Here is a 22,286-nt window from a genome sequence, read left to right as displayed (position 1 = left end):
GCAGCGAGCCCGGGCAACGAGGCACATTTAAACAAAAATTGAGACCGCAATCCTCAAGCGCCGGGCGCCGTGGCCAAAACCGTCACCTCGCCCGCCACTTCGCCAGTTAACACAAGTTTTCGTTCTGCTGCGGACAAGCGGCGCGCGGCCGCACGGCTGTAGGCTTCAAACCGGCAAGTATCTTTCTCCGGAAGCGAAAGGATGACGTCGATGGGTCTCGTTCATCAGAAATACAAAGTCGCGGTGGTTCAGGCGGCGCCGGTTTTTCTCGATCTTGACGCCACGGTGGACAAGACCATCGACCTGATCGAGCAGGCCGCCGCAAAGGGCGCGAAGCTGATCGCGTTTCCCGAGACTTTCATCCCCGGATATCCATGGCAGATCTGGCTTGGCGCTCCGGCCTGGGCGATCGGCCGTGGCTTTGTGCAACGCTATTTCGACAACTCACTGTCATATGACAGTCCGCAGGCCAAGAAAATCAGCCAGGCCGTCAAACGCGCCAAGCTCACCGCGGTGATCGGCATCTCCGAACGCGACGGCGGCAGCCTCTATATGGGGCAGTGGCTGATCGGTCCCGACGGCGAGACCATCGCCAAGCGCCGCAAGCTGCGGCCGACCCATGCCGAACGCACCGTGTTCGGCGAGGGCGACGGCAGCGACCTCGCTGTCCATGATCGCGCCGACGTCGGACGTCTCGGTGCGCTGTGCTGCTGGGAGCATCTGCAACCGCTGTCGAAATACGCGATGTACGCCCAGAACGAGCAGGTTCACGTCGGCGCGTGGCCGAGCTTCTCGCTGTACGACCCGTTCGCGCATGCGCTGGGCTGGGAAGTCAACAACGCCGCGAGCAAGGTTTACGCGGTCGAAGGTTCCTGTTTCTTCCTCGGCCCCTGCGCCGTGGTCTCGCAAGCCATGATCGATGAACTCTGCGACTCCCCCGAGAAACATGCGTTCCTGCATGTCGGCGGCGGCCATGCGGTGATTTACGGTCCGGACGGCAGTTCGCTGGCGGAAAAACTTCCCGCCGACCAGGAAGGCGTCCTGTATGCCGATATCGATCTCGGCATGATCGGCGTGGCCAAGAACGCCGCCGATCCCGCAGGGCACTATTCCAGGCCCGACGTCACGCGGCTTCTGCTCAACACTTCCCGCGCCAGCCGCGTCGAGCACTTCTCGCTTCCCGTCGATGCCGAGGTCATGAGCGAAATCAGGCTGCAAGCCTGACGAGCCGATTTGCCTGACCCATCAACCTCAAGAGGAGCGCGCCATGGAATCCGCAATCCCCGAGCATCTCAAAAGTGCCCGTACGCGTCACCGGCGTGTCCCTGACGACTACGCGCCGCCCTACCCGTCGTTCGTGGCGCGCCACAAGCCGAGCGTGTTGCGGGTGGTGATGGCCTATTTCGGCATCCAGACCAAAAGCACGTCTTCAAAAGCCGCTGAGCAGGCGATGGCGTCGATCGTTTCCCGTTTTGCATCGAACGGCGGTCCTACGCATTGGGACCGCGCGCAGTATGTGGACGAAGCCGGTTTCACCAATATTGTGACAGTCGCCTATTGGGACGATCGCGCCAAGTTCGATGGCTGGTTTCCGGCAGCGCGTAACGCCTGGACCGGCGACCAGCGGGCAACCGGCGAGTTCGGCGCGTTCATCGAGGTGCTTTATCCATCCGTGGAAGGCTACGAAACCTTGTTCTCTTCATTGGGCAGGCCCGAAGGCGTTGCGGTCCTCGCCGATGGCATGAGCGGCGAAGTCCAGGAACATGCCTATTGGGGCGGCATGCGCGATCGCATTCCGCTGTCCCAGACCGACGAGATGGCGCCTTCGGGCAGCGCCCGTGCCATTCGTGACGGCGCGCGTATCAGGGTGATCCCGAACGACAATCTTTGCCTGATCCGGTCGGGCCAGGATTGGGGCGACACTGAAGCGTCCGAACGCAAAATGTACCTCGATGATGTGGAGCCGGTGCTGCGGGAAGGCATGGACTTCCTGCGCGATAGCGGCCGCTCGGTCGGTTGTTATGCCAACCGCTATATGACCGTCGTCGGATCCGACGGCGCGCCGACCGAAAAATCCTACGGCATGAGCTGGTGGAAGAGCCTTGCGGCGCTGGAGCGCTGGGCTGAATCGCATCCGACCCATGTCAGGATTTTCGGTGCCGCGATGAAATACCTGTCGACGCTGGGACCGGCCGCGAAGTTGCGGCTCTATCACGAGGTCACAGTGGCCCGGACCGACGAGCAGTTTTTCGAATATGTGAACTGTCACCCGCAAACCGGAATGTTGAACGCGGTGCAGACGGTCGATGCGGCATAAGGCGTTTTCGAGCCAACGGGTCGCGCGAACGCGCGCCCGATGACAGGCTCCGTGGATACCGGTTCGCGTGAAGAAAACGCGTAAAAATAAAAATGATCGCGACCTTCCTAAAGCACCATTTGGGTCTGGGTGACCACGGCGACCAATTTGCCCTCCTCGGTCTCCAGCCGTGTCTGCCAGACCTGGGTGCGCCGTCCGCGGTGTATCGGTGTTGCAATTGCGATCACGGTAGTGTCTTCCTTGGCACCGCCGATGAAATTGGTCTTGCTTTCGATGGTGGTGGTGCCCTTGGCATCGTCAGGCAGATTGAGCACCGTCGCCGCCGCACCGACTGAATCCGCGAAGGCCATGACCGCGCCGCCATGAATCGTGTGGTGGAGCGTACAGAGATCCGGCCGGACCAGCAGCCGTGCCACCACGCGATCCCTGTCCGCCTCTACGAATGTCACGCCCATCAATTCGGCAAAGGGCAGTTTTATCGCTTTGAGTTTCTCAAGCGGCGTCATTTAGACAATCCTCCCTAGTCCCAGCATCCGTCATTCCGGGGCGATGCGAAGCATCGAACCCGGAATCTCGAGATTCCCCGATGCGCAATTGCGCATCTGAGGTCTGGTCCTTCGGACCATCCCGGAATGACGATCAGTCTAACCGTCGTGACAATGCTTTCGCTATCCCGCATATCCTGCCCCCATGTCCCACTTCCCTCCCCGCCGGATCGTCTGTCTCACCGAAGAGACCGTGGAGACGCTGTATCTGCTCGGCGAGCAGGACCGCATTGTCGGCGTTTCCGGCTATGCGGTGCGGCCGCCGCAGGTCCGACGCGAGAAGCCGAGGGTATCGGCGTTTGTTTCGGCCGACATTCCAAAAATCCTCAAGCTCGAGCCGGACCTCGTGCTGGCTTTTTCGGATTTGCAGGCTGATATAACCGCAGATACGGTGCGTGCCGGCGTCGCCGTGCATGTCTTCAACCAGCGCGACATTGCCGGCATCCTGGCGATGATCCGCACCCTCGGCGCGCTGGTCGGCGCAGCCGGGCAAGCCGATCGGCTCGCCGCCGGCTATGAGGCGCGTCTTGCGACAATCGCCTCCACCGCGCGGCCCTCGCCCAAACCCAAAGTCTATTTCGAGGAATGGGACGATCCGCTGATCAGCGGCATCGGTTGGGTCTCCGAACTGATCGAGATCGCCGGCGGCGAAGACATCCTGTCACATCTGCGGTTTCAAAAGGCCGCAAAGGACCGGATCATTTCGCCCGATGTCGTGCGCGCCGCGGCGCCCGATGTGATCCTGGCATCGTGGTGCGGCAAGAGGGTCGTTCCCGATAAAATCAGACAGCGGCCGGGTTGGGACGAAATTCCGGCCGTACGCAACGGCCGCATCGTCGAGATCAAGTCGCCACTGATCCTGCAACCCGGTCCGGCTGCACTGACCGACGGACTGGACGCAATCGTCGCCGCGCTATGGCCGGAAACCACAAGTCCGTAGGGTGGGCAAAGCCAACGGGTCGCGCGAATGCGCGCCCGATAACAGGCTCCGCGTGCCCACCATCGCGAACACCAATCGTGTCATGGTGGGCACGGCGCGAAGAGCGCCTTTGCCCACCCTACGTTGCCGCTTTCAGAATCGCGACCGCGCCCATACAGTCATCGCAGGGCGGCACGCCCATGGAGGCACGGATGCCCGGCAATCGCAAAATTCTATATTTCATGATCGGCGGCATCGCCCTGCTCACGCTTGCAGTCCCCGCGACAGCACAGCAGGTTTCGCGCGAACAGGACATTGTCGGATTACGGCTCGGGCAGCGCATAAAAGTCGACGACGGCACCTGCCCCGCCGGACAAGTCAAGGAAGTCTCCGGGACCAAGATGACGTCAACGGGAGTTGTCGCGGCGCGGAAATGCATCCCGCGTGTGAAGCCCAAGTCAAAGGATGTCCCGCAGCACTAGACTACTTCGCCGGTTCGAACATGCATTGCAGCGTCGGCTTGGCGATTTTCGTGAAGGTGGCGCCGATCTCGGATCGTTTCGACGCCGGCACCCATTCGGTCTCGATCGTCGGCACGCCGGTCTCGCTAATCCCGCGCAAAAGCGCGGTGCGAAGGTCGGAATCGTCAACAGTGGCGGCTGCGTAGTCGTGCAGGCAACCGCACACCGAATCCGGATGGGCCCAGCGTCCCATCATGTGGGGAACGCAGAGGCGCACGAACTCAGTACGCTCATCGTCCATCTTCATCGGCGGGTGAACCTGGAGCGAAAGAACCTGCAGCGATGGCGCTGATGATACTTGCGCCTGCGCCGAGCCGCTCAGCAGCAAACCGGCGAAAATAACGACTGAACAAATGCGAGAAATCATACGAGACCCTGAATATAGCTTGGAAGGTACGGTCTTGTCGGCAACTCTTCGGTCAATCGCTCCTTAACGGGCTGCGACAACCATGGCCTGCGGCGCAGTCGTCACAACCGGTGAGCCGTTGTAGGCGAAGGTGCCGATGCCGGGCAGACCGTTATCCGATGAGCCAGCCAGTGTTGGACCTGCCAGGATGAAGGCGAAGGCGAGGATGAAGCTGAAGGTTCGCATTTGACTGTCTCCGGACTGCCTGTCGGCGCTATCCGCGCCGTTTCGTTGGCAGCTTGATAACCATTCGCGGTTTCCGGCGTTCTGCTTCAAAACGGATAATGGTTTCGTCGGGCGGGGGAATTGTTTCGTCGCGGCTTCCCGACGAAACAATCAGGCGAATGGCGGCGAATACAGCCGTTCCACCGGGCGTAAAAGGTCCGGACTGGCCTCAGCGGCCTATCGCGGCCATCACCTGCGGTGCAGGGATCGGCGATCCGGAGTAGCTGAAGGTGCCTACTCCCGGCAGGTCGCCGTCCGCCGAGCCCGCCAGAGAGGGCCCGATGAGAACCAGAACAACCGCAAAAATATAGCTGATGGCTCGCATCCGATGTCTCCACTCATTCTCACAAATGAGACGCCCGCCAGAAGACGACGGTTCGAGGCCAGAACGAACTTTTTAACCTTTCTCTGGTGGAGAGAGCCCATCGTCGCCGCGGCATTGAACGGAACTTCGCCAAAGCCGACTTACGCAAACAAGACAGCGCAAACGCGATGCAACTTTTATGGATCGCTGCGCGTTATGCCGTCATCTCACCAAAGGATAACTGTCATGGGTAATGGCAACATCGATGGTGGCAAGAAAGCCCTGCCCCGAAAACCGGGCCGACCGATGGCAGGAACTTTGCCCCGCAATGGCAGTTCTGCCGCGCAATTGGATGCTCAGAAAATGGACCGGCCGAGGGTCTGCGGCGCGATGACGCAACAATGCGGCGACAGCGGTCGCGGTAACGACTACGCCCCGCAAAAATTCGTGCACCTCGTGGGATACCGCGATCCCAAAACCCAGTCCGAAATACGGGTCCGCCCGCGCCCGGCTCCCACCAAGCCGTAATTCGGGCGCGCTTTATTCAGCCTCCGCTACTGGATGAATTCGCCGCATTTCTGTACCGACGCGTCCGCGGCTCCCCAGGGCATGATCGGTACCGAGGAGGTCGAATTCTTGGGCGACCCTTCAATCAGCTTGTCCGAATACACCATGTAGACCAGCACGTTCCGCTTGGCGTCGCAGCCGCGGACGATTTGCATCTTCTTGAAGAACAGCGAGCGGCGTTGGCGGAACATGTCATCGCCCTGCACCATCTTGTCCTTGAAACGGATCGGGCCGATCTGGCGACATGCCAGCGAAATATCCGAGACTTCCTCGGCCAGTCCCAACCAGCCCTTGAAGCCGCCCTTTTCCGGCACCGTGAAATGGCAGGCGACTCCCTCGACCTCGGGATCGTCGACGCCATAGGTCGCCAGCTTGTCGTTCGGGCTCAGGAACTTGAACACGGTCGAACGGCGGAAGATCAAATCCGGCTCATCGGCCGCCAAAGCCGCGGAGCCCGGCCACACCATGAGCGCCAGCGCCAATAATCCCCAGCGGGTCCAAAATCCCAAGCGAGATATGGGCTTGTCACACTGGCTTAAGTCTTGACGTGTCATGAAAATCTCCGTGGGCGGGGTTTCACCCATGTAATGGTCGAAAGGCGTCGCAGGAAGGCCAGCGGTAGCCGGTACTGCCGGGCGAAAATCCCCGGCGTTTAACGCAATGTGAGGCTTTTTTGTTACGCTTGGGGCGAAAATCGTGGGCGTTAGAGGCGTTCCGCTGGTGAACGCGTATCTCGTCTGCAACACTAAATCTTCAAACGGGCTGGGATTCGAAAATGACGCGCGTAAATGGGCATAAGGCGGCCGTGGCAACCGGACGGGTTTGGCGAGTTGCGGTTTTGACGGCAGCCAGCGCGATCGGCGTCACGTCCCAGGCGGAAGCCGCGCTCTACTGGCCGGGTTCCGAGCCCGGATTGTCACAGCCCGATCCGGCGGCTCAGCCCAGGAAGCCGAAGGCCCGCCGCAATGCGGCGAAGAAAAATGAAATGCCGGAGAAGGAATCTTCCAAGCCGCAGGGACCGGTGATCATCTCGATCTCGATCGATCAGCAAAAGATGAGAATTTACGACGCCAACGGCCTGTTCGCGGAAACCCCGGTGTCCACCGGCATGCGCGGCCACCCGACGCCGATGGGTGTTTTCAGCGTCATTCAAAAAGACCGGCTGCATCATTCCAATATCTATAGCGGCGCTCCGATGCCGTATATGCAGCGTATCACCTGGTCGGGTATCGCCATCCATGCCGGCGTGCTGCCGGGCTATCCGGCGTCGCATGGCTGCATCCGCATGCCGATGGCCTTCGCGATGAAGATGTGGACCTGGACCAGGATGGGCGCACGCGTGGTCGTGACGCCCGGCGAAATGACACCGCCTGCCAGTTTTGCGCATCCGCTGCTCGCAGCCGTGAAGGTTGCGCCACAGCCGATGGTGGCCGACGAGCCGAAATCGGATGCGCCGAGCGCTGCGAAAACGGACAAGGGCGCTGAGGCCGACACGAAGACCAAACCGGCGATCGCGGAAGCCCCTGTTGAGCTGCGATCGACCATCGGACACGCCAACAGCGTCACCGAACCGACCCGCACCGCGGACGCCAGCAATTCACTGCCGGTATCGAATGCCCCTACGATGTCAGACGCAGGCAGCGGCGCGACGCCGGCGGCCGAGACCGCGGTGGCGCAGCCCGAGCCGGACGCTGCGAAGTCCGGTGACATCGCTTCATCCGAGGATAAATCCACCGAGGCCAAATCGGCTGACGTCACGCCGCCGAAAACCGCAACTGCTGAAATCAAGGCTGAAGAGAGCGCAAACGCCGAGGCCGTAAAAGTCGAGACCACAAAGGTCGACGCTGCCGCCAGCGAAGCCGCCAAAATGGACGAGCCGAAAGCCGAAACCAAAACGGCCGAGGTCAAGGCGGCCGACGTCAGGAGTGAAGCGCCGAAAGCCGATGCCGCCAAATCCATTGAAAAGCCCACCGGGAGCAAGATAGCGGCAGAGGCCGCCATTGTGCCACCGGCCAGGAAAGACCAGGGCCGCCTGTCAGGCCTCGAAAAGGCCGCTGCCGTGAAGCCCGAGGCGCCAAAGCGCAGCGGCCAGATCGCCGTGTTCGTCAGCCGCAAGGATTCGAAACTCTATGTACGGCAGAACTTCCTGCCGCTGTTCGAAGCGCCCGTGACGATCGCGCCGAGCGACCGGCCGCTGGGAACACATGTGTTCACCGCGCAGGTCGACAAGGAAAACGCCAATGTGCTGCATTGGTCGGTGGTTACGATGCCCGCATCCAGGGCTGCCGAGCGCCGCGACGAAGACGAGCGCAGTTCGCGCCGGCGCAAGATCGCAGGCGCGGTCGAGGTGAAATCATTGCCGGCGCCGGATAGTCCCGCCGAAGCGCTGGATCGCCTCAATTTGCCCGCCGAGGCGCTGGCCAGAATTACCGAAGCGCTCTCGACCGGTGGTTCGCTGATCGTCTCGGACCAGGGCATCGCCGGCGGCGAAACCGGCGAAGGAACGGATTTTATCGTTTCCCTGCGCTAAAAGGCACGGCACGTCTTGAAGCTGTTGGTTCGGCGGTCGCTTTGGACCGGCGGCTACGCTAAAAGACCGCCGTCATGAACCAACTCTCCCCTACTGCCGTAGCGGCCGAACCTCCCGCGACAAACGATGCCTTCGACCGGCTGACATTTCTCGGCTGGCGCGGGGGATTGATTGCGATCGTCGCAGCTCTTGCGGCATCGTTTTTCCTGTACGGCTACGCGCTGATTTACTGGCGCAACGCCGACATGGATTTCATGGTGATCTACAACGCGCTTGTCATGAACGACGGCAAGTCGCAATCGTTCTTCGATCACACCGCCTACCTCACCATCCTGTCGGTGAAGGCGTGGTTCACGCTGTTGCATCGTTTCGGCCTGCTTGAGGCCTGGTCATTATCGTCCCTGCCACCAGCCTCCGATGCCGGCGCCTTTGATGCCGCGATGACCAGCGCTGTCCGCGCCGGGCGCATTCTGGTCTGGCTGATCGCCACGGGCTGCGTGCTGGCCTTTGCCGCATTGGTCCGTCGCATCGTGCGCGACTGGCGCGTCGCGCTGATCGCGACGTTGGCTTTTGCATTCTCCGGCGCCATCGCGGTGCATCTGCGCATTTTGCGCAGCGAATTGGTTGCAGCGTGTCCCGTCATCTTTGCACTGATGATCCTGATCGCTTACGGACGCCGCGCCAGCATTGCGCGCCCGCTCGCAATGGCCGGCGCCGCAGCGCTTTGCGTGCTCGGCCTTGAAAACAAAGTGCAGGCGATCCTGCTGGTCGGGGCATTGCCCTTGCTGGTGTTGCCGTTCGGCGATGCTAGAAGCGCCAGCGTCCCGTTCTGGCGTGAGGCGCGCTCAAGCTGGCCCGCAGTTGTCCTTGCGGCTCTCGTGGCGCTGGCCACGGCATGGGCGGCATGGCCGCTGATTGCGACCGGGTTCGATCGCTCGCTGCTCGATGCCGCGCTGTTTCACCCGCTGCTGCTCGGCCGTTTCGGCCTCTATCAGCTAGCATTGCTGGGCCTGATCGGTGGCTGCGTGATCGCCTATGCCGTGATCTGGCGGGTCAGCGCCGCCGAGACGCTGGCGTCGATCGCAGCCCTTGCCGCCGGCGCATCGCTGGCGCTTCTCGCGCTTGATATCGAATACAACGCCAGCAATGTGATTGCGGTCTTCAATCCGCTGGAAAAAATGCTGACCTTTGCGGACGCAAGCACCGCCAACGCTGCGAACGGCGCCAGCCCTTCGGGAATTCTGTGGCTGCTGCTCGACGGGCTCGCCTCGGTTTTCGCGCGCTACACGTTCGTGCTGCACTCCTCGCCGCGGCCCACGGTGTTTCTGACCTGGCTGATCGCGCCCGGCATTGTCTATGCATGGTCGCGCGGCGAAAAACAGGCCGCGATCCAGGCGCTGATGCTGCTGCTGGCGGCGATCGGGATCGACACACTCGGGGTACGGCGCGGATTGAAATCCGAATATTTCATCTTCACCGATCCTCTGATTATCCTTGCCGGCGCGATCCTGCTCGATGCGCTTCCCGATCTGCGCTTTTACAAATGGGCCTACCCCGTAGCGATGGTCCTGTTCGTACTGCACATCGCGATCGGCCAGGCCGAGCCGATCAAATACGCCTTCATGCGCCGGGGGCCGGAACCGATCTGCGAATGGCGTCCGCATTACATGCCGCTGCTGGCGCTGCCGTGGTGCCCACCCGCCCGGTCGTAACGGCTTGTTGAGAGGCGCCCGCTCTCGGGCTACGCTAACATCATCGAGCCTTGATCGTGACGACATGAGGTCAGCTATGATCGACCGCCGAACCATCCTCGCGTCTCTGCTGGCCGCAACAACAATTCCGTCCTCGATACGGACGGCCCACGCGCAGGCCGCCATGAGCGGGATCACCGCTTATGCGTTCTCGTTCCCGGCATTGGCCGGCGGCAATATCCGGCTTGCCGATTATGCCGGCCATCCCATGATGGTCGTGAATACGGCGTCGCTGTGCGGCTTCACCCCGCAATATGCCGGGTTGCAGCAGCTATGGAGCGAATTTCACGACCGCGGTTTAATGATTGTCGGCGTGCCTTCCAACGATTTCGGTGGACAGGAACCCGGCGGCGCCACAGAGATCGCAGAAACCGCGCAGCACCAATATGGCGTGACCTTTCCGATGGCGGCCAAGGCGGTCGTGAAAGGCCCGGACGCGCATCCCTTCTACCGGTGGGCCGCCACGGCACGGCCACAGGATGTCCCGCGCTGGAACTTTCACAAATATCTGGTCGGCCGCGACGGCTATCTCGCCGATGTCTTTCCCGAGCGAGTTGATCCCCTGGATACGCGCGTCAAAACCGCGGTCGCGCGGGCCCTCGCCGCCGCCTGAATTAACCGCTTCGGTTGACAAGCCTGCCGGGCCGCAAAAACCCGTTGCCGTGGCCGCGCCGGTCCAACTAGGCTATGCTGATCAGAGGCGGGAAACGGTTCGGGCGACGGCAAAAAGCCGAGCCCGGGCACAAGATCAGTGTAAGGAAAGAGCGCGATGCGTGTTGCGGCAGGTTTGATTTTTGCGGGCGCGGTTTCACTATGTCTTTCGGGCGCCGCCTGGTCGCAAACGCCGGCCGCCAAGGGCACGGCGGCGCCTCCCGCCGCGGCCGCCCCTGCACCGGCCCCCGCGGCCGCTCCAGCGCCCGCCAAGGCCGCCTGCGCCAATCCGGACGCGCTCAGCATCGGCCGCGTGGTCGAGATCGACACCACGGGCGGACCCGGCTTCGGTTTCGAGCATTTCAAGCAACTTGATTTCCTGCGCGAGAAAGAAGTGGTGCTGACGTTCGATGACGGCCCGTGGCCGGTCAATACGCCTTCAATCTTGAAGACGCTGGCGGACGAATGCACGACCGGCATTTTCTTCATCATCGGCAAGCATGCGACGTATTATCCGGAAATCCTCAAACAGGTTTCCGCCGCCGGTCACACCATCGGATCGCACACCTGGTCGCACGCCACGCTGACCAACAAGAAATTGACCGAGGATCAGCGCAAGGAAGAAATCGAAAAAGGTTTCAGCGCGGTGAAATGGGCGCTCGGCGGCAAATCGCCCTCGCCATTCTTCCGCTTCCCGGCCTTGCAGCATCCACCGGAAATGGTGACCTATCTCGGCACGCGAAATATCGCGATGTTCTCCTGCGATCTCGACTCGTTCGACTTCAAGGCGCGCAACGCCCAGCAGGTCATCGATGTGACGATGAACAAGCTCGACAAGCTCGGCAAGGGCATCATCCTGATGCACGATTTCCACAAGCATACCGCCGAGGCGCTGCCCGCCTTGCTGCGCAAGCTGAAGGCCGGTGGCTATAAAGTGGTGCAGATGAAGGCCAAGGCCCCGGTGCAGACGCTGCCGCAATATGACGAGATGATCGTCAAGGACGTCAAGCTGCCGACGGTCAGCGACCGTCCGGTGTCCAGCGTCGTGCAGACGATTTCAGAATAATCCGGCCGCACGACTGTGACGGCACCGCTCATCGAAGGCTATGTCATCGTCTCCGCCGACGGCATGCTGGCGGGCGCCGATCACGTGATGCCGGACCAACTGAAATTCGAGGGCGACAAGCAGTTCTTCACGTCCGCCCTCGACCGCGCCGATCTGATCGTGCACGGCCGGCATTCCTACGAAGATCAGCCGAACTCGCCGCAGCGAAACAGGATCATCGTAACCCGCACGATAAATGCGGTCGCGCCCGATCCGTCCAATCCCAAGGCAACGCTATGGAATCCCGCGGGCGCCCCCTTCGAAGCCGCCTGCGATCAATCAGGCGTGCGATCAGGCACCATTGCGATCATCGGCGGACCGGTGATCTTCGCAATGTTCCTGGACCGCTATGACACGTTCTGGCTTTCGCAGGCGCCACGGGTGCACCTGCCCGGCGGCGAAGCGTGCTTTCCCGGCGTTCCCCGCAAGACGCCTCAGGAAATCCTGACCGCGCACGGCCTGCGTGCCGGCGAGGCCCAAATCCTCGACCGCACGCATGGGGTCACCGTCACGCCATGGCGGCGCGCCGCCTAGTTTTTTAGTCAGAGATGATCAGGTTCTAGACGTCGTAGGCGGGTTCGACTGCCCGCGCGCCTCGGCCATAGCCGGCGATCATGAACAATGCACCGATGATCGACAGGTTCTTCAACGCATGGACGAGGTTGTTCCTGGCGTCGGGTCCGGTTTGATTCCAGAAATCGTGATAGTAGAAAGTCGCGGCTCCCACGAACAGGATCAGCAGGATCGCAAAAAAACGCGCGCCAAAATTCAGCGCGATCATGATGCCGCAGATCAGCTCAATTGCGCCGGCCGCAATCGCCAGCATCATCGGCATCGTCATGCCCGTCAGACCCTCGAGCTGCGAGGTGTAGGTTGCCAGCGCCGCCGGAATAACAACTTTCTCTGTCATTTGGGCTGTCGCCGTTAGATCCAGAAGCTTGGATCCTCCCGAAAAAATAAACAGCACAGCGAACAGAATTCGCCCGAAAGTAATAAACGCTGGCATGGTCGCCCTCACTGAATGCTGCAAATGCGAAAGTCGTTATTTGGCGGAACGATTATGGGCGTTCCGCCCCGGCTTTTCAAACAGTCAAATCGATCGGCTTGATGGCGACAACCGCACAACAATCGGCCTAGCCGAACAGGGTCGGTTGCTGACGGCCAGCACGCTCCTGGGCTTCGACCGCGGCAACCGCGGTCATGTTGAGGATGCCGCGCGCGGTCACCGACGGCGTAAGAATGTGCGCCGGCCGTGCTGGCCCGATCAGGATCGGCCCCACCGGCAACGCGTCGGCCAGCGCCTTGATCATCTGATAAGCGACGTTGGCGGTGTCGAGGTTCGGCATGATCAGGATGTTCGCCTCACCTTCCAGCTTCGAATGCGGCAGGATCATCTGCCGCGCCGCTTGTGACAGCGCGGTATCGCCCTGCATCTCACCATCGGCCTCGAGTTCCGGATGATTCTGCTTCAGGATCGCGGTGGCGCGGCGCATCTTGCGCGAAGAGTCGGTATCATAACTTCCGAAATCGGAATGTGACACGAAAGCGATTTTTGGCTTCAGGTTGAAGCGCTGGACATGGATCGCCGCCAGCGCCGCCATTTCCGCAAGCTCCTCGGCGCTCGGGTTCGGCCGCACCTGCGTATCTGAGATAAAATAAGCGCCCTTGCTGGTGATCATCAGCGCCAATGCCGCGAAATCGCTCACGCCCGGCAGAAAGCCGATGATCTCGCGCACATGGCGCAGATGGCTCATATAACGGCCCTCGACGCCGCAGATCATGGCATCGGCTTCGCCGCGGCTGACCGCGAGCGCGGCAATCACGGTCGCATTGGTGCGCACGACCGTGCGTGCGGCGTCGGGGGTGACGCCGTGACGGCCGGCCAGATCGATATAGGACTGGACGTAGGAGCGATAACGCGGATCGTCCTCGGGATTGATCAGATCGAAATCCTGGCCGGCCTTGATGGCGAGGCCGAACCGTTTGATCCGCGCTTCGACCACCGAGGGGCGTCCGACCAGAATCGGCCGCGCCAGCTTCTCTTCCAGCACAACCTGTGTCGCGTGCAAGACGCGCTCGTCCTCGCCTTCCGCGTAGATCACACGGACCGGCTGGGTCTTCGCCTTGGCAAACACCGGCTTCATGACCAGACCGGAGCGGAACGCGAAGCGCTCGAGCTGCGCAGTATAGTCCTCGAAATTGGCAATCGGCCGGGTCGCGACACCGGAGTCCATCGCGGCTTTGGCCACCGCGGGCGCAATGCGCAGGATCAGCCGCGGATCGAACGGGCTCGGGATCAGCGAGCCCGGCCCGAATCCCTGCGTCTCGCCGCTGTCGAAACCGGGCGCGATCGCATCCGACGGCGGATCGCGCGCGAGCTGCGCAATCGCTTCCACCGCCGCATGCTTCATATCCTCGTTGATCGCGGTGGCGCCGACATCGAGCGCGCCACGGAAGATGAATGGAAAGCACAGGACATTGTTGACCTGGTTGGGAAAGTCCGAGCGTCCGGTGCAGATCATCGCATCCGGCCGCGCTTTTCGCGCCTCATCCGGCATGATCTCCGGATTCGGATTGGCCAGCGCCATCACCAGCGGCTTGTCCGCCATCTGCTTGACCATGTCCGGCGTCAGCACATTGGGCGCGGACAGGCCGAGGAAGATGTCAGCACCGCCGATTACTTCGGCCAGCACGCGCTTGTCGGTCTTCTGCGCATAGACCGCCTTCCAGCGATCCATCAGCGTATTGCGACCTTCATGCACCACGCCGTCGATATCGCAGACCCAGATGTTCTTGCGCTGCGCGCCGAGCGACACCAGCAGGTTGAGGCAGGCGATCGCCGCGGCACCAGCGCCTGAAGCGACGATCTTGACGTCCTTGAGCTTCTTGCCGTTGAGCAGTAACCCGTTGGTGATTGCGGCCCCGACGATGATGGCGGTGCCATGCTGATCGTCGTGGAATACCGGGATCTTCATCCGCTCCTTGAGCTGCGCCTCGATCTCGAAACACTCCGGGCCCTTGATGTCCTCCAGATTGATGCCGCCGAAGGTCGGCTCCAGCGCCGCCACGGTTTCGACCACGCGCTCGATGGTGTCGGCCGCGATCTCGATGTCGAATACGTCGATACCGGCGAATTTCTTGAACAGAACCGCCTTGCCTTCCATCACAGGCTTCGACGCCAGCGGGCCGATATTGCCGAGGCCGAGCACCGCGGTGCCATTGGAAACGACCGCGACAAGATTGGCACGGATGGTCAGCGACGCCGCCTCGGCAGGGTTTTGCGCAATCGCGGTGCAGGCGGCCGCCACGCCCGGCGAATAGGCCAGCGCGAGGTCGCGCTGATTGGCCAGCGGCTTGATCGCCTGGATCTCAAGCTTTCCCGGCCGCGGCAGGCGGTGATAGGCGAGCGCTGCGGAAGTGAGATCTTCAGAATAGGACGACATGCATACTCCCGCGTTTTCCGGCCCCTGAACGTTCGTTTCTTGATACATCAAGACGAGGTCGGTGTTACATCAAGACGAGGCTGGTTTTCCAGCAGATTGGGCCGCATGTGAAGCATGCGCAACTGCTTGGATGCAACATCCAATGGCGCCTATCAATGGGTCTCCAGCGGTCAGATCGACGCGAATCATCGAAGCCCTGAACGCGAAAGCCCCCTATCCCGCTCAATCGACCGATAATATGACAATCTGCGCCCGCAGAATCGGCAATCGGAGCTGACCGAATGGTAAAGGTTCTCTACGGCGCTCTCGCCGCCATCGTGATCGGGGTGGGAGGCTTTTTCGGTTTCCAGTTCTATACGCAGCATCGGGTCGCCAGCGAGGTCGAGGCGGCGTTCGATCAAATCCGCGCGACGGGCGCCAAGGCGAGCCACGGCAAGGTGTCATTCGACATCAAGAGTCGCACCGTGACGATCTCGGACATATCAGGCGAATCGGCCGCACAACCTCCGACCACCCTCAAGATCGCAAACATCACGGCTTCGGGAGTGAGCCAGACGGACCCAACGCGATTTAACGCCGACAGTATTGAAGCCGCTGATATCGAGATCGGCCTGGCGATGCCCGCCCAATCCGGCATGAACCTCACTTATAAAGTGCCGCGGGTCACCGTGAAAGACTATTCCGGACCCGCCAATCTGCAACAGCCGCCGGCATCGTCCTCCTTCATCGACGTCCGTTTGTTTGCGCTCAGGCAATTGGCTGGAATTACGGCCGCATCGATCACGGCCCCCAGCGTAGCCGCCACCATCAATTTCAGCGGAACGACACCGGTTAATGGCGACATCACTTATTCGGGCTGTGCGGTCGAAGGAATCAGGGACGGCAAGATCGCCACCGCGAAGGTCGACGGCTTCGTTTTCACGGTCAACATGCAACCGGCGGGCAAAGCCGAGAAACTGACCGGCAGTCTGGCAAATGTCATCGCGCGCGACATCGATATCAACGCGATGACGGCCCTGTTCGATCCGCAGAGAGCCAATGACGACCAGTATTACCGCACTTACAGGCAGATTTCGGCTGGCCCCTATATCCTCACATTTGCTCCCGGCCTGAATATGCGGATCGACAGCCTGACGATGGATGACGTCGGGCTGCGGCCATCGCGGCTGCAACTTCCGGCGCTGCTGGCGGTGATGCCGCCGGATGGTGCCGCTCCGCCAACGCCTGCACAAGCACGCGAGTTGATAGAAAAGGCAGCCACGCTCTATGAGGGCATCCGCATCGGAAATGCCGAGATGCACGGGCTGTCCGTCGAGACGCCGCAAGGGCCGATGAAACTCGCCGCGATGCGGTTCAACTTCGAAAACGGCAAGATCGGCGAAGTGGCTTTCGAAGGCCTGGATGCGCGGGCGCCAAAGGGCCCCGTCAAACTTGAACGCTTCGCGCTGAAAGGCATCGATATCTCAAACCTCCTGCGCATGACGGCTCAGTTCGCCGGACAGAAGCCTTCGCCCAACCAGGCGCTGGCACTGTTGCCGCTGATCGAAGGCGCCGAAGTCAAAGGTTTCGTTGCGCCTTACAACAACACCAACAAGCCGATTCACATCGATACCATCAACCTGAACTGGGGCCAGTTTATCGGTCCAATCCCGAGCCAGGCGCATCTGGTCGCGAAGCTGATCAGCCCCCTTCTCGCAAATGAGATGGGATCGCGGTGGCTTCTTGCCGCCGGTATGGACACCGTCACGATGGACCTCGATCTCGGCGCGGTTTGGACGGAGGCGTCGCGCGCATTCGTACTGGAGCCCGTATCGATCGAGTTCGGCAATGTGCTGAAGGCTTCCGCACGCGTCTCACTTGCCAACGTGCCGCGGGACGTATTCTCGATCAATCCGGTGCAAACAACCACTATGGCGGCTCAGATCGAGGCCGGGACGATAGAGCTCACGCTGCATGATCTTGGCGGCGTCGACATCGCCGTCGCGCAATATGCCCACGCGCAAAATGTCAGCCGGGACGAGGCGCGGCGCGCCATCATCGATAGCATACGAGCCGGCAGCGAAAAGAGCCTGGGAGGCAATCCCGATGCCACCGTTGCCGTGGAAGCACTGACCCGCTTTATCGAGACATCAGGCCAAACGCTGATCATCAGGCTGACGCCGCTCGGCAAGGTGCCGGTGATGCAACTGATGCAGTTGTTAAAGAGCGACCCGTCGATCGCGCTGGCGCAATTTGGAATCGAAGCTTCGACGGGCTTGTAGTTATCCCTTGTCCGGCAGGTTCAACCGGATGTGAAGCTCCCGCAGTTGCTCCATCCCGACCTCCGACGGCGCTCCCATCAAGAGGTCGACGGCCTGCTGGTTCATCGGGAACAGCGAGATCTCGCGCAGATTGTTGGTGCCGCACAGAAGCATCACAATGCGATCAACACCCGCCGCCATGCCGCCATGCGGCGGCGCGCCGTACTGGAAAGCGCGGTACATGCCGCCGAAACGCTCGACCACATCCTTCTCGCCATAACCGGCGATCTCGAACGCCTTCACCATCGCTTCCGGCCGGTGGTTACGGATGCCGCCGGAGGCGATCTCGTAGCCGTTGCAGGTGATGTCGTATTGAAACGCCTTGATGGTCAGCGGGTCCTGCCCGTTCAGCGCATCGAGGCCACCTTGCGGCATCGAAAACGGATTGTGCGAGAAGTCGACCTTCTTGTCTTCCTCATTGTATTCGTACATCGGGAAGTCGACGATCCACGCAAGTTCGAACCGATCCTTGTCGATCAGGTTCAGCTCTTCACCGAGCTTGGTGCGGGCGAGGCCCGAAAACTTCCAGAATTTGTCGGGGTCGCCGGCGACAAAGAATGCCGCGTCGCCTTCCTTCAATCCGAGCGCGTCGCGAATGGCTGCGGTCCGCTCAGGACCGATATTGTTGGCGAGCGGTCCGGCGCCCTCGCCACCCTCACGCCACATGATGTAGCCGAGCCCAGGCTGGCCCTCGCCCTGCGCCCAGGAGTTCATCCGGTCGCAAAACGCGCGTGAGCCGCCACCGGTGCCCGGGATCGCCCAGACCTGGTTCTTGGGGTCTTCCAGCATCCGCGCGAACACCTTGAAGCCGGAGCCGCGGAAGTGCTCGGAGACGTCCTGCATGATGATGGGATTGCGCAAGTCAGGCTTGTCGCTGCCGTATTTGCGCAGGGCTTCCGCAAACGGAATCCGCGGCCAGTTTTTGGTGACCGGCTTGCCCTTGGCAAACTCCTCGAACACGCCGGTGATGACGGGTTCGACGGCCGCGAACACATCGTCCTGCTCGACGAAGCTCATTTCCAGATCGAGCTGGTAGAACTCGCCCGGCAAGCGGTCGGCACGCGGATCCTCATCGCGGAAACACGGCGCAATCTGGAAATAACGATCGAAGCCCGACATCATCAGGAGCTGCTTGTACTGCTGCGGCGCCTGCGGCAGCGCGTAGAACTTGCCCGGATGAATCCGCGACGGCACCAGGAAGTCGCGTGCGCCTTCCGGCGACGAAGCCGTCAGGATCGGGGTCTGGAATTCGAAGAAACCCTGCTCCTTCATCCGCTTGCGCATGGAATCGACGATGGCGCCGCGGGTCATGATGTTCTGATGCAGCTTCTCGCGGCGAAGGTCGAGGAAACGGTACTTAAGCCTTATGTCCTCAGGATATTCCTGTTCACCAAACACCGGCAGCGGCAGTTCGCCGGCCGGGCCCAGCACCTCGATCTCGCTGACGTAAAGCTCGACCGCGCCGGTCGGCAATTCCGGATTTTCCGTTCCACCGGGACGGCGGCGCACCTTGCCGTCGATCCGCACCACCCATTCCGAGCGCAGCTTTTCAGCGTCCTTGAACGCCGGCGAATCCGGGTCGGCGACACACTGCGTCAGGCCGTAATGGTCGCGCAGGTCGATGAACAGCACGCCACCATGGTCGCGAATACGATGGCACCAGCCGGACAAACGAACGCTCTGGTCGATGTCGCTGTCACGGAGCGCGCCGCAGGTGTGGGACCGGTAACGATGCATGGGTATCCTGAAATGGCGTCAGAGGGGCGGAATCATGGGTTTCGCGGCCTGCCGCGACGCGCAGGGTTTAGCCGAGCCAAACCACTGCCGCAACAGAGCCGGCGCGTTCAAAATCACGGGAAAATGGCTATTGTCCGGGGCTCGCGGAGAGCCGTTACGGCAAACCGCGGGCACAGACCGACGGCAAGGGCACGGTCGGCGCCGCGCGCGACAGGAAAATGCTGGCGCAACCGGTCAAACCGACGATCTTGCCGGAAAAACCCTCTCCGCGCCCGTCCACAGTGCCGCTGAAGGCGGCCGGCAGATAATTGCGCGGTTTCATGTACCAGGTCCCGGTCGGCAAGATCGCCAACGCACCCGTGGCGGGATTGAAGACGCCGGCGACCTGAAAACAGCCCTCCGGAACCCTCGGATTGTCCGGCAGCGGATAGAAATGGAACACGCCGCGCGATCCGTCGTCACTGAGGACAAGCCGCGCCCCGGTGACACCCTGCCCGCAGACATATTTTCCGGTCCACTCCCCGCCCACCGAGCGCTCTTGCGCGCCCGCCGATCCAACAAGACCGGCCGCAATCAAAATACCCAAAAAAATACTGGAGCAAATGCCGAGCAATCTCATCAATCATCCCCCGCAATCTCCCTGCTCTACGCAGATTGCGCCGAAATCAAAGGCCGCAATTTGTCGCGTGCGCAGCCATCCTTCTGGTCTTGCAGGCAAAACCCCGATCGGGATTAACTTCGCGTCGGGGGAATTGAAATGACTTTTCAGATTGGTTTTTCACGCCCCGCGCGTGGCGGCTTGTTGATCGTTCTTCTGGCCATCACCGGGCTCGCAACCGTCGCCAAGGCCGGCCTATCCGAGGCCGACCGGATCACGCTCGACCAGCCCGCTTGCGTACAAATGAAGGCATACGCACAGGACATCACGCTGCTCAACGACGAGATGCAGAACATGAAAAAGTTCGGCACGCGGCGAATGTGCGTTGTGCTGGAGCGCGCGACCACGACCATCGGCACCACCGTCGGCTACATGCAGTCGCATGTCGGCGAGTGCACGATCACGGCCGCCTCCATCGACAATCTGGCGAGCCTGGGAAGGTCTCTCGAAAACGACCGGCGCAAGCTTTGCCGGTAACAGGCTCTGCCGGTAATCGACGGCCATACCGATCGGCGACAAGACCGATTGCCTAACGCCGCGGAAATCCCCATCTTCGGACCATGACGGTTCATTTCCCTTTCCAGAATACCTATGCGGCGCTTCCGGCCGGCTTTTTCGCGCGGGTAGCGCCGACCCCGGTCGTGGCCCCCCGGCTGATCAAATTGAACCGGCCGCTGGCGATCCATCTTGGTTTGGACCCTGACCGGCTCTCCAGCCCGGAAGGAACCGAAATCCTGGCCGGCAAGCGGGTTCCCGACGGGGCGGACCCGATCGCGATGGCCTATGCCGGCCACCAGTTCGGGCATTTCGTGCCGCAACTCGGCGACGGCCGCGCCATCCTGCTCGGCGAGGTGATCGACGCCGACGGGGTGCGGCGGGACATCCAGTTGAAGGGCTCAGGACCGACGCCGTTTTCGCGCCGGGGCGACGGCCGCGCCGCGCTTGGGCCGGTGCTGCGCGAATACGTCGTCAGCGAAGCGATGGCGGCGATGGGAATTCCGACCACCCGCTCGCTCGCCGCCGTCATGACCGGCGAAAGCGTGATGCGTGAAACGGTGCTGCCCGGCGCCGTCCTCACCCGCGTCGCCTCCAGCCACATCCGGGTCGGCACCTTCCAGTATTTCGCGGCACGCGGCGACACCGAAGGGGTGCGGCAACTCGCCGATCACGTCATCAGCCGGCACTATCCGCAAGCCGCTCAAGCCGAACGCCCCTATCACGCATTGCTGCAAGGCGTGATCGCGCGGCAGGCCGAACTGATCGCGCGCTGGCTGCTGGTTGGATTCATCCACGGCGTCATGAATACGGACAACAGCTCGATCTCCGGCGAGACCATCGATTACGGCCCTTGCGCCTTCCTGGACCAGTACGATCCGGCGACCGTGTTCTCGTCGATCGACGAGCAGGGCCGCTATGCCTATGCCAACCAGCCCCGGATCGCGCTGTGGAACCTGACCCGGTTGGCCGAATGCCTGTTGCCGCTGTTTTCCAGCGACCAGGACAAGGCCATCTCTGAAGCGCAGACGCTGCTGGCCGATTTCGCGGAAACATTCGACGCCGCCTATCAGGCCGGCCTGCGCGCGAAACTCGGGCTGTTCACGGCGCGCGACGGCGATGCGGCGCTGGCGCAGGACCTGCTCGGCGCGATGGCGCAAAATCAGGCGGACTTTACCCTGACGTTCCGGCGCCTGGGTGAGGCCGCGCTCGATGCGGCTCAAGATAGTGAGGTCAGGGCCTTGTTTACCGACCCGGCCGCCTATGACGAATGGGCGGTGCGCTGGCGGCAGCGGCTCGGCGAGGAGCCGCAGGATGCGACCAGGCGGCGGAACGCGATGCGGTCGGTCAATCCAGCCTTCATTCCGAGGAATCACCGGGTCGAAGCCGTGATCCAGGCCGCCATGAACCGTGACGATTTTGCGCCCTTCGAGGAACTCCTGACGGTGCTCTCCAAGCCCTATGACGACCAGCCGGCGTTTGCGGCCTATGCCGAGCCGCCGCTGCCGGACCAACGCGTGCTGCAGACGTTTTGCGGCACATAAGCCGTTAACCTCGCCTCCACCATCAGATGCGGGAGATGGCGCCTCCCGCCAAAAATTAACAAGTGATCAACGGCTTGCTTACAAATCTACCGGATTATTTCGGAGATTGCTGTGGACGCGTTGGTGTTTGAATTCATAGGGCTTGCGATGGCGGCACTTTGCGTCATCGTACTGGCGGTTCCTTCCTCACAGCGACCGCGTGGCCGCCGCATCAGCCACTGATCGCAGCCATTTCCAAGGCGGGCGTTTAACGGACCGGGAGCCGTCA

Annotated in this window: 21 protein-coding genes; 12 read left to right on the top strand and 9 right to left on the bottom strand. The window is 61.6% G+C overall.

Going from position 1 to position 22,286, the window contains the following annotated elements:
* Positions 1 to 210 precede the first annotated feature (210 nt).
* Together HB676_RS31180 and HB676_RS31175 are read left to right on the top strand one after the other, a co-directional pair.
* A complete protein-coding gene (locus HB676_RS31180) occupies positions 211 to 1,224 on the top strand; it encodes a carbon-nitrogen hydrolase family protein (RefSeq protein ID WP_213742336.1) in 1,014 nt (337 codons plus the stop codon).
* 43 nt (positions 1,225 to 1,267) lie between these two features.
* Entirely contained in the window at positions 1,268 to 2,317 is a 1,050-nt protein-coding gene (locus HB676_RS31175) for a phenylacetaldoxime dehydratase family protein (RefSeq protein WP_213742335.1), read from the top strand.
* A 107-nt stretch (positions 2,318 to 2,424) separates the two neighbouring features.
* On the opposite strand, the gene HB676_RS31170 is transcribed toward HB676_RS31175, so the two are convergent.
* Entirely contained in the window at positions 2,425 to 2,823 is a 399-nt protein-coding gene (locus tag HB676_RS31170) for a PaaI family thioesterase (protein ID WP_213742334.1), read from the bottom strand.
* A 184-nt stretch (positions 2,824 to 3,007) separates the two neighbouring features.
* Here HB676_RS31170 and HB676_RS31165 point away from each other — a divergent pair, with 184 nt between their 5' ends.
* Entirely contained in the window at positions 3,008 to 3,802 is a 795-nt protein-coding gene (locus HB676_RS31165; RefSeq protein WP_213742333.1) for a cobalamin-binding protein, read from the top strand.
* A gap of 191 nt (positions 3,803 to 3,993) precedes the next feature.
* Positions 3,994 to 4,263 (top strand): DUF6719 family protein, encoded by a 270-nt coding sequence (locus tag HB676_RS31160; protein ID WP_213742332.1) that lies wholly within the window; start codon positions 3,994 to 3,996, stop codon positions 4,261 to 4,263.
* A 1-nt stretch (position 4,264) separates the two neighbouring features.
* Here the strand turns inward: HB676_RS31160 and HB676_RS31155 are convergent, their stop codons facing one another.
* The 4 genes from HB676_RS31155 to HB676_RS31140 form a co-directional block, all read right to left on the bottom strand.
* Positions 4,265 to 4,669 carry a hypothetical protein gene (locus tag HB676_RS31155; RefSeq protein ID WP_213742331.1) on the bottom strand — a complete coding sequence of 135 codons (405 nt, stop codon included), beginning with the start codon at positions 4,667 to 4,669 and terminating at the stop codon, positions 4,265 to 4,267.
* A 63-nt stretch (positions 4,670 to 4,732) separates the two neighbouring features.
* Positions 4,733 to 4,894, bottom strand: coding sequence for a hypothetical protein (locus HB676_RS31150; RefSeq protein ID WP_213742330.1), 162 nt, complete (start codon positions 4,892 to 4,894; stop codon positions 4,733 to 4,735).
* 208 nt (positions 4,895 to 5,102) lie between these two features.
* Complete coding sequence (locus tag HB676_RS31145) at positions 5,103 to 5,258, bottom strand: hypothetical protein (protein WP_213742329.1); 156 nt, start codon at positions 5,256 to 5,258, stop codon at positions 5,103 to 5,105.
* A gap of 533 nt (positions 5,259 to 5,791) precedes the next feature.
* On the bottom strand, positions 5,792 to 6,271 hold the full coding sequence (locus HB676_RS31140; RefSeq protein WP_213742347.1) for a CreA family protein: 480 nt from the start codon (positions 6,269 to 6,271) through the stop codon (positions 5,792 to 5,794).
* Positions 6,272 to 6,579: 308 nt separating this feature from the next.
* On the opposite strand from HB676_RS31140, the gene HB676_RS31135 reads away from it, so the two are divergent.
* From HB676_RS31135 to HB676_RS31115, 5 genes are all read left to right on the top strand, one after another.
* Positions 6,580 to 8,334 carry a L,D-transpeptidase family protein gene (locus tag HB676_RS31135; RefSeq protein WP_213742328.1) on the top strand — a complete coding sequence of 585 codons (1,755 nt, stop codon included), beginning with the start codon at positions 6,580 to 6,582 and terminating at the stop codon, positions 8,332 to 8,334.
* Positions 8,335 to 8,408: 74 nt separating this feature from the next.
* Entirely contained in the window at positions 8,409 to 10,046 is a 1,638-nt protein-coding gene (locus HB676_RS31130) for a hypothetical protein (RefSeq protein WP_213742327.1), read from the top strand.
* Positions 10,047 to 10,122: 76 nt separating this feature from the next.
* The gene (locus tag HB676_RS31125; protein ID WP_213742326.1) at positions 10,123 to 10,698 is read left to right on the top strand and encodes a glutathione peroxidase; all 576 of its coding nucleotides are present in this window, start codon (positions 10,123 to 10,125) and stop codon (positions 10,696 to 10,698) included.
* A gap of 156 nt (positions 10,699 to 10,854) precedes the next feature.
* On the top strand, positions 10,855 to 11,802 hold the full coding sequence (locus tag HB676_RS31120; RefSeq protein WP_213742325.1) for a polysaccharide deacetylase family protein: 948 nt from the start codon (positions 10,855 to 10,857) through the stop codon (positions 11,800 to 11,802).
* Positions 11,803 to 11,865: 63 nt separating this feature from the next.
* Positions 11,866 to 12,375, top strand: coding sequence for a dihydrofolate reductase (locus HB676_RS31115; protein ID WP_213742346.1), 510 nt, complete (start codon positions 11,866 to 11,868; stop codon positions 12,373 to 12,375).
* Between the two features lie 25 nt (positions 12,376 to 12,400).
* Here the strand turns inward: HB676_RS31115 and HB676_RS31110 are convergent, their stop codons facing one another.
* Both HB676_RS31110 and HB676_RS31105 read right to left on the bottom strand, forming a co-directional pair.
* Positions 12,401 to 12,847, bottom strand: coding sequence for a DoxX family protein (locus HB676_RS31110; protein WP_213742324.1), 447 nt, complete (start codon positions 12,845 to 12,847; stop codon positions 12,401 to 12,403).
* 127 nt (positions 12,848 to 12,974) lie between these two features.
* Positions 12,975 to 15,284, bottom strand: a complete 2,310-nt coding sequence (locus tag HB676_RS31105) for an NADP-dependent malic enzyme (protein WP_213742323.1) — start codon at positions 15,282 to 15,284, stop codon at positions 12,975 to 12,977.
* Between the two features lie 281 nt (positions 15,285 to 15,565).
* On the opposite strand from HB676_RS31105, the gene HB676_RS31100 reads away from it, so the two are divergent.
* Complete coding sequence (locus tag HB676_RS31100; RefSeq protein ID WP_213742322.1) at positions 15,566 to 17,545, top strand: hypothetical protein; 1,980 nt, start codon at positions 15,566 to 15,568, stop codon at positions 17,543 to 17,545.
* Here HB676_RS31100 and aspS read toward each other — a convergent pair whose 3' ends face one another.
* Both aspS and HB676_RS31090 read right to left on the bottom strand, forming a co-directional pair.
* A complete protein-coding gene (aspS, locus tag HB676_RS31095) occupies positions 17,546 to 19,321 on the bottom strand; it encodes an aspartate--tRNA ligase (RefSeq protein ID WP_213742321.1) in 1,776 nt (591 codons plus the stop codon). It abuts the gene before it with no gap.
* Between the two features lie 154 nt (positions 19,322 to 19,475).
* Positions 19,476 to 19,940 (bottom strand): hypothetical protein, encoded by a 465-nt coding sequence (locus HB676_RS31090; RefSeq protein ID WP_213742320.1) that lies wholly within the window; start codon positions 19,938 to 19,940, stop codon positions 19,476 to 19,478.
* 138 nt (positions 19,941 to 20,078) lie between these two features.
* Between HB676_RS31090 and HB676_RS31085 the strand changes: the two genes are divergently transcribed.
* Together HB676_RS31085 and HB676_RS31080 are read left to right on the top strand one after the other, a co-directional pair.
* Positions 20,079 to 20,456: a hypothetical protein gene (locus tag HB676_RS31085; protein ID WP_213742319.1), complete on the top strand. Its 378-nt coding sequence runs from the start codon at positions 20,079 to 20,081 to the stop codon at positions 20,454 to 20,456.
* Between the two features lie 83 nt (positions 20,457 to 20,539).
* Positions 20,540 to 22,018: a protein adenylyltransferase SelO gene (locus HB676_RS31080; protein WP_213742318.1), complete on the top strand. Its 1,479-nt coding sequence runs from the start codon at positions 20,540 to 20,542 to the stop codon at positions 22,016 to 22,018.
* The last annotated feature ends 268 nt before the right edge of the window (positions 22,019 to 22,286 follow it).

The organism is Bradyrhizobium sp. dw_411, from assembly GCF_018449695.1.
In the GTDB taxonomy this organism is placed as follows: Bacteria; Pseudomonadota; Alphaproteobacteria; order Rhizobiales; family Xanthobacteraceae; genus Bradyrhizobium.
This window is presented reverse-complemented; position numbering and strand designations above follow the sequence as displayed.

Bases quoted from the DNA above. Each gene is read 5' to 3' on its own strand.
- HB676_RS31180 (WP_213742336.1), top strand. From the start codon at position 211: ATGGGTCTCGTTCATCAGAAATACAAAGTCGCGGTGGTTCAGGCGGCG.
- HB676_RS31175 (WP_213742335.1), top strand. From the start codon at position 1,268: ATGGAATCCGCAATCCCCGAGCATCTCAAAAGTGCCCGTACGCGTCAC.
- HB676_RS31170 (WP_213742334.1), bottom strand. From the start codon at position 2,823: ATGACGCCGCTTGAGAAACTCAAAGCGATAAAACTGCCCTTTGCCGAA.
- HB676_RS31165 (WP_213742333.1), top strand. From the start codon at position 3,008: ATGTCCCACTTCCCTCCCCGCCGGATCGTCTGTCTCACCGAAGAGACC.
- HB676_RS31160 (WP_213742332.1), top strand. From the start codon at position 3,994: ATGCCCGGCAATCGCAAAATTCTATATTTCATGATCGGCGGCATCGCC.
- HB676_RS31155 (WP_213742331.1), bottom strand. From the start codon at position 4,669: ATGATTTCTCGCATTTGTTCAGTCGTTATTTTCGCCGGTTTGCTGCTG.
- HB676_RS31150 (WP_213742330.1), bottom strand. From the start codon at position 4,894: ATGCGAACCTTCAGCTTCATCCTCGCCTTCGCCTTCATCCTGGCAGGT.
- HB676_RS31145 (WP_213742329.1), bottom strand. From the start codon at position 5,258: ATGCGAGCCATCAGCTATATTTTTGCGGTTGTTCTGGTTCTCATCGGG.
- HB676_RS31140 (WP_213742347.1), bottom strand. From the start codon at position 6,271: ATGGTGTGGCCGGGCTCCGCGGCTTTGGCGGCCGATGAGCCGGATTTG.
- HB676_RS31135 (WP_213742328.1), top strand. From the start codon at position 6,580: ATGACGCGCGTAAATGGGCATAAGGCGGCCGTGGCAACCGGACGGGTT.
- HB676_RS31130 (WP_213742327.1), top strand. From the start codon at position 8,409: ATGAACCAACTCTCCCCTACTGCCGTAGCGGCCGAACCTCCCGCGACA.
- HB676_RS31125 (WP_213742326.1), top strand. From the start codon at position 10,123: ATGATCGACCGCCGAACCATCCTCGCGTCTCTGCTGGCCGCAACAACA.
- HB676_RS31120 (WP_213742325.1), top strand. From the start codon at position 10,855: ATGCGTGTTGCGGCAGGTTTGATTTTTGCGGGCGCGGTTTCACTATGT.
- HB676_RS31115 (WP_213742346.1), top strand. From the start codon at position 11,866: ATGCTGGCGGGCGCCGATCACGTGATGCCGGACCAACTGAAATTCGAG.
- HB676_RS31110 (WP_213742324.1), bottom strand. From the start codon at position 12,847: ATGCCAGCGTTTATTACTTTCGGGCGAATTCTGTTCGCTGTGCTGTTT.
- HB676_RS31105 (WP_213742323.1), bottom strand. From the start codon at position 15,284: ATGTCGTCCTATTCTGAAGATCTCACTTCCGCAGCGCTCGCCTATCAC.
- HB676_RS31100 (WP_213742322.1), top strand. From the start codon at position 15,566: ATGGTAAAGGTTCTCTACGGCGCTCTCGCCGCCATCGTGATCGGGGTG.
- aspS (WP_213742321.1), bottom strand. From the start codon at position 19,321: ATGCATCGTTACCGGTCCCACACCTGCGGCGCGCTCCGTGACAGCGAC.
- HB676_RS31090 (WP_213742320.1), bottom strand. From the start codon at position 19,940: ATGAGATTGCTCGGCATTTGCTCCAGTATTTTTTTGGGTATTTTGATT.
- HB676_RS31085 (WP_213742319.1), top strand. From the start codon at position 20,079: ATGACTTTTCAGATTGGTTTTTCACGCCCCGCGCGTGGCGGCTTGTTG.
- HB676_RS31080 (WP_213742318.1), top strand. From the start codon at position 20,540: ATGACGGTTCATTTCCCTTTCCAGAATACCTATGCGGCGCTTCCGGCC.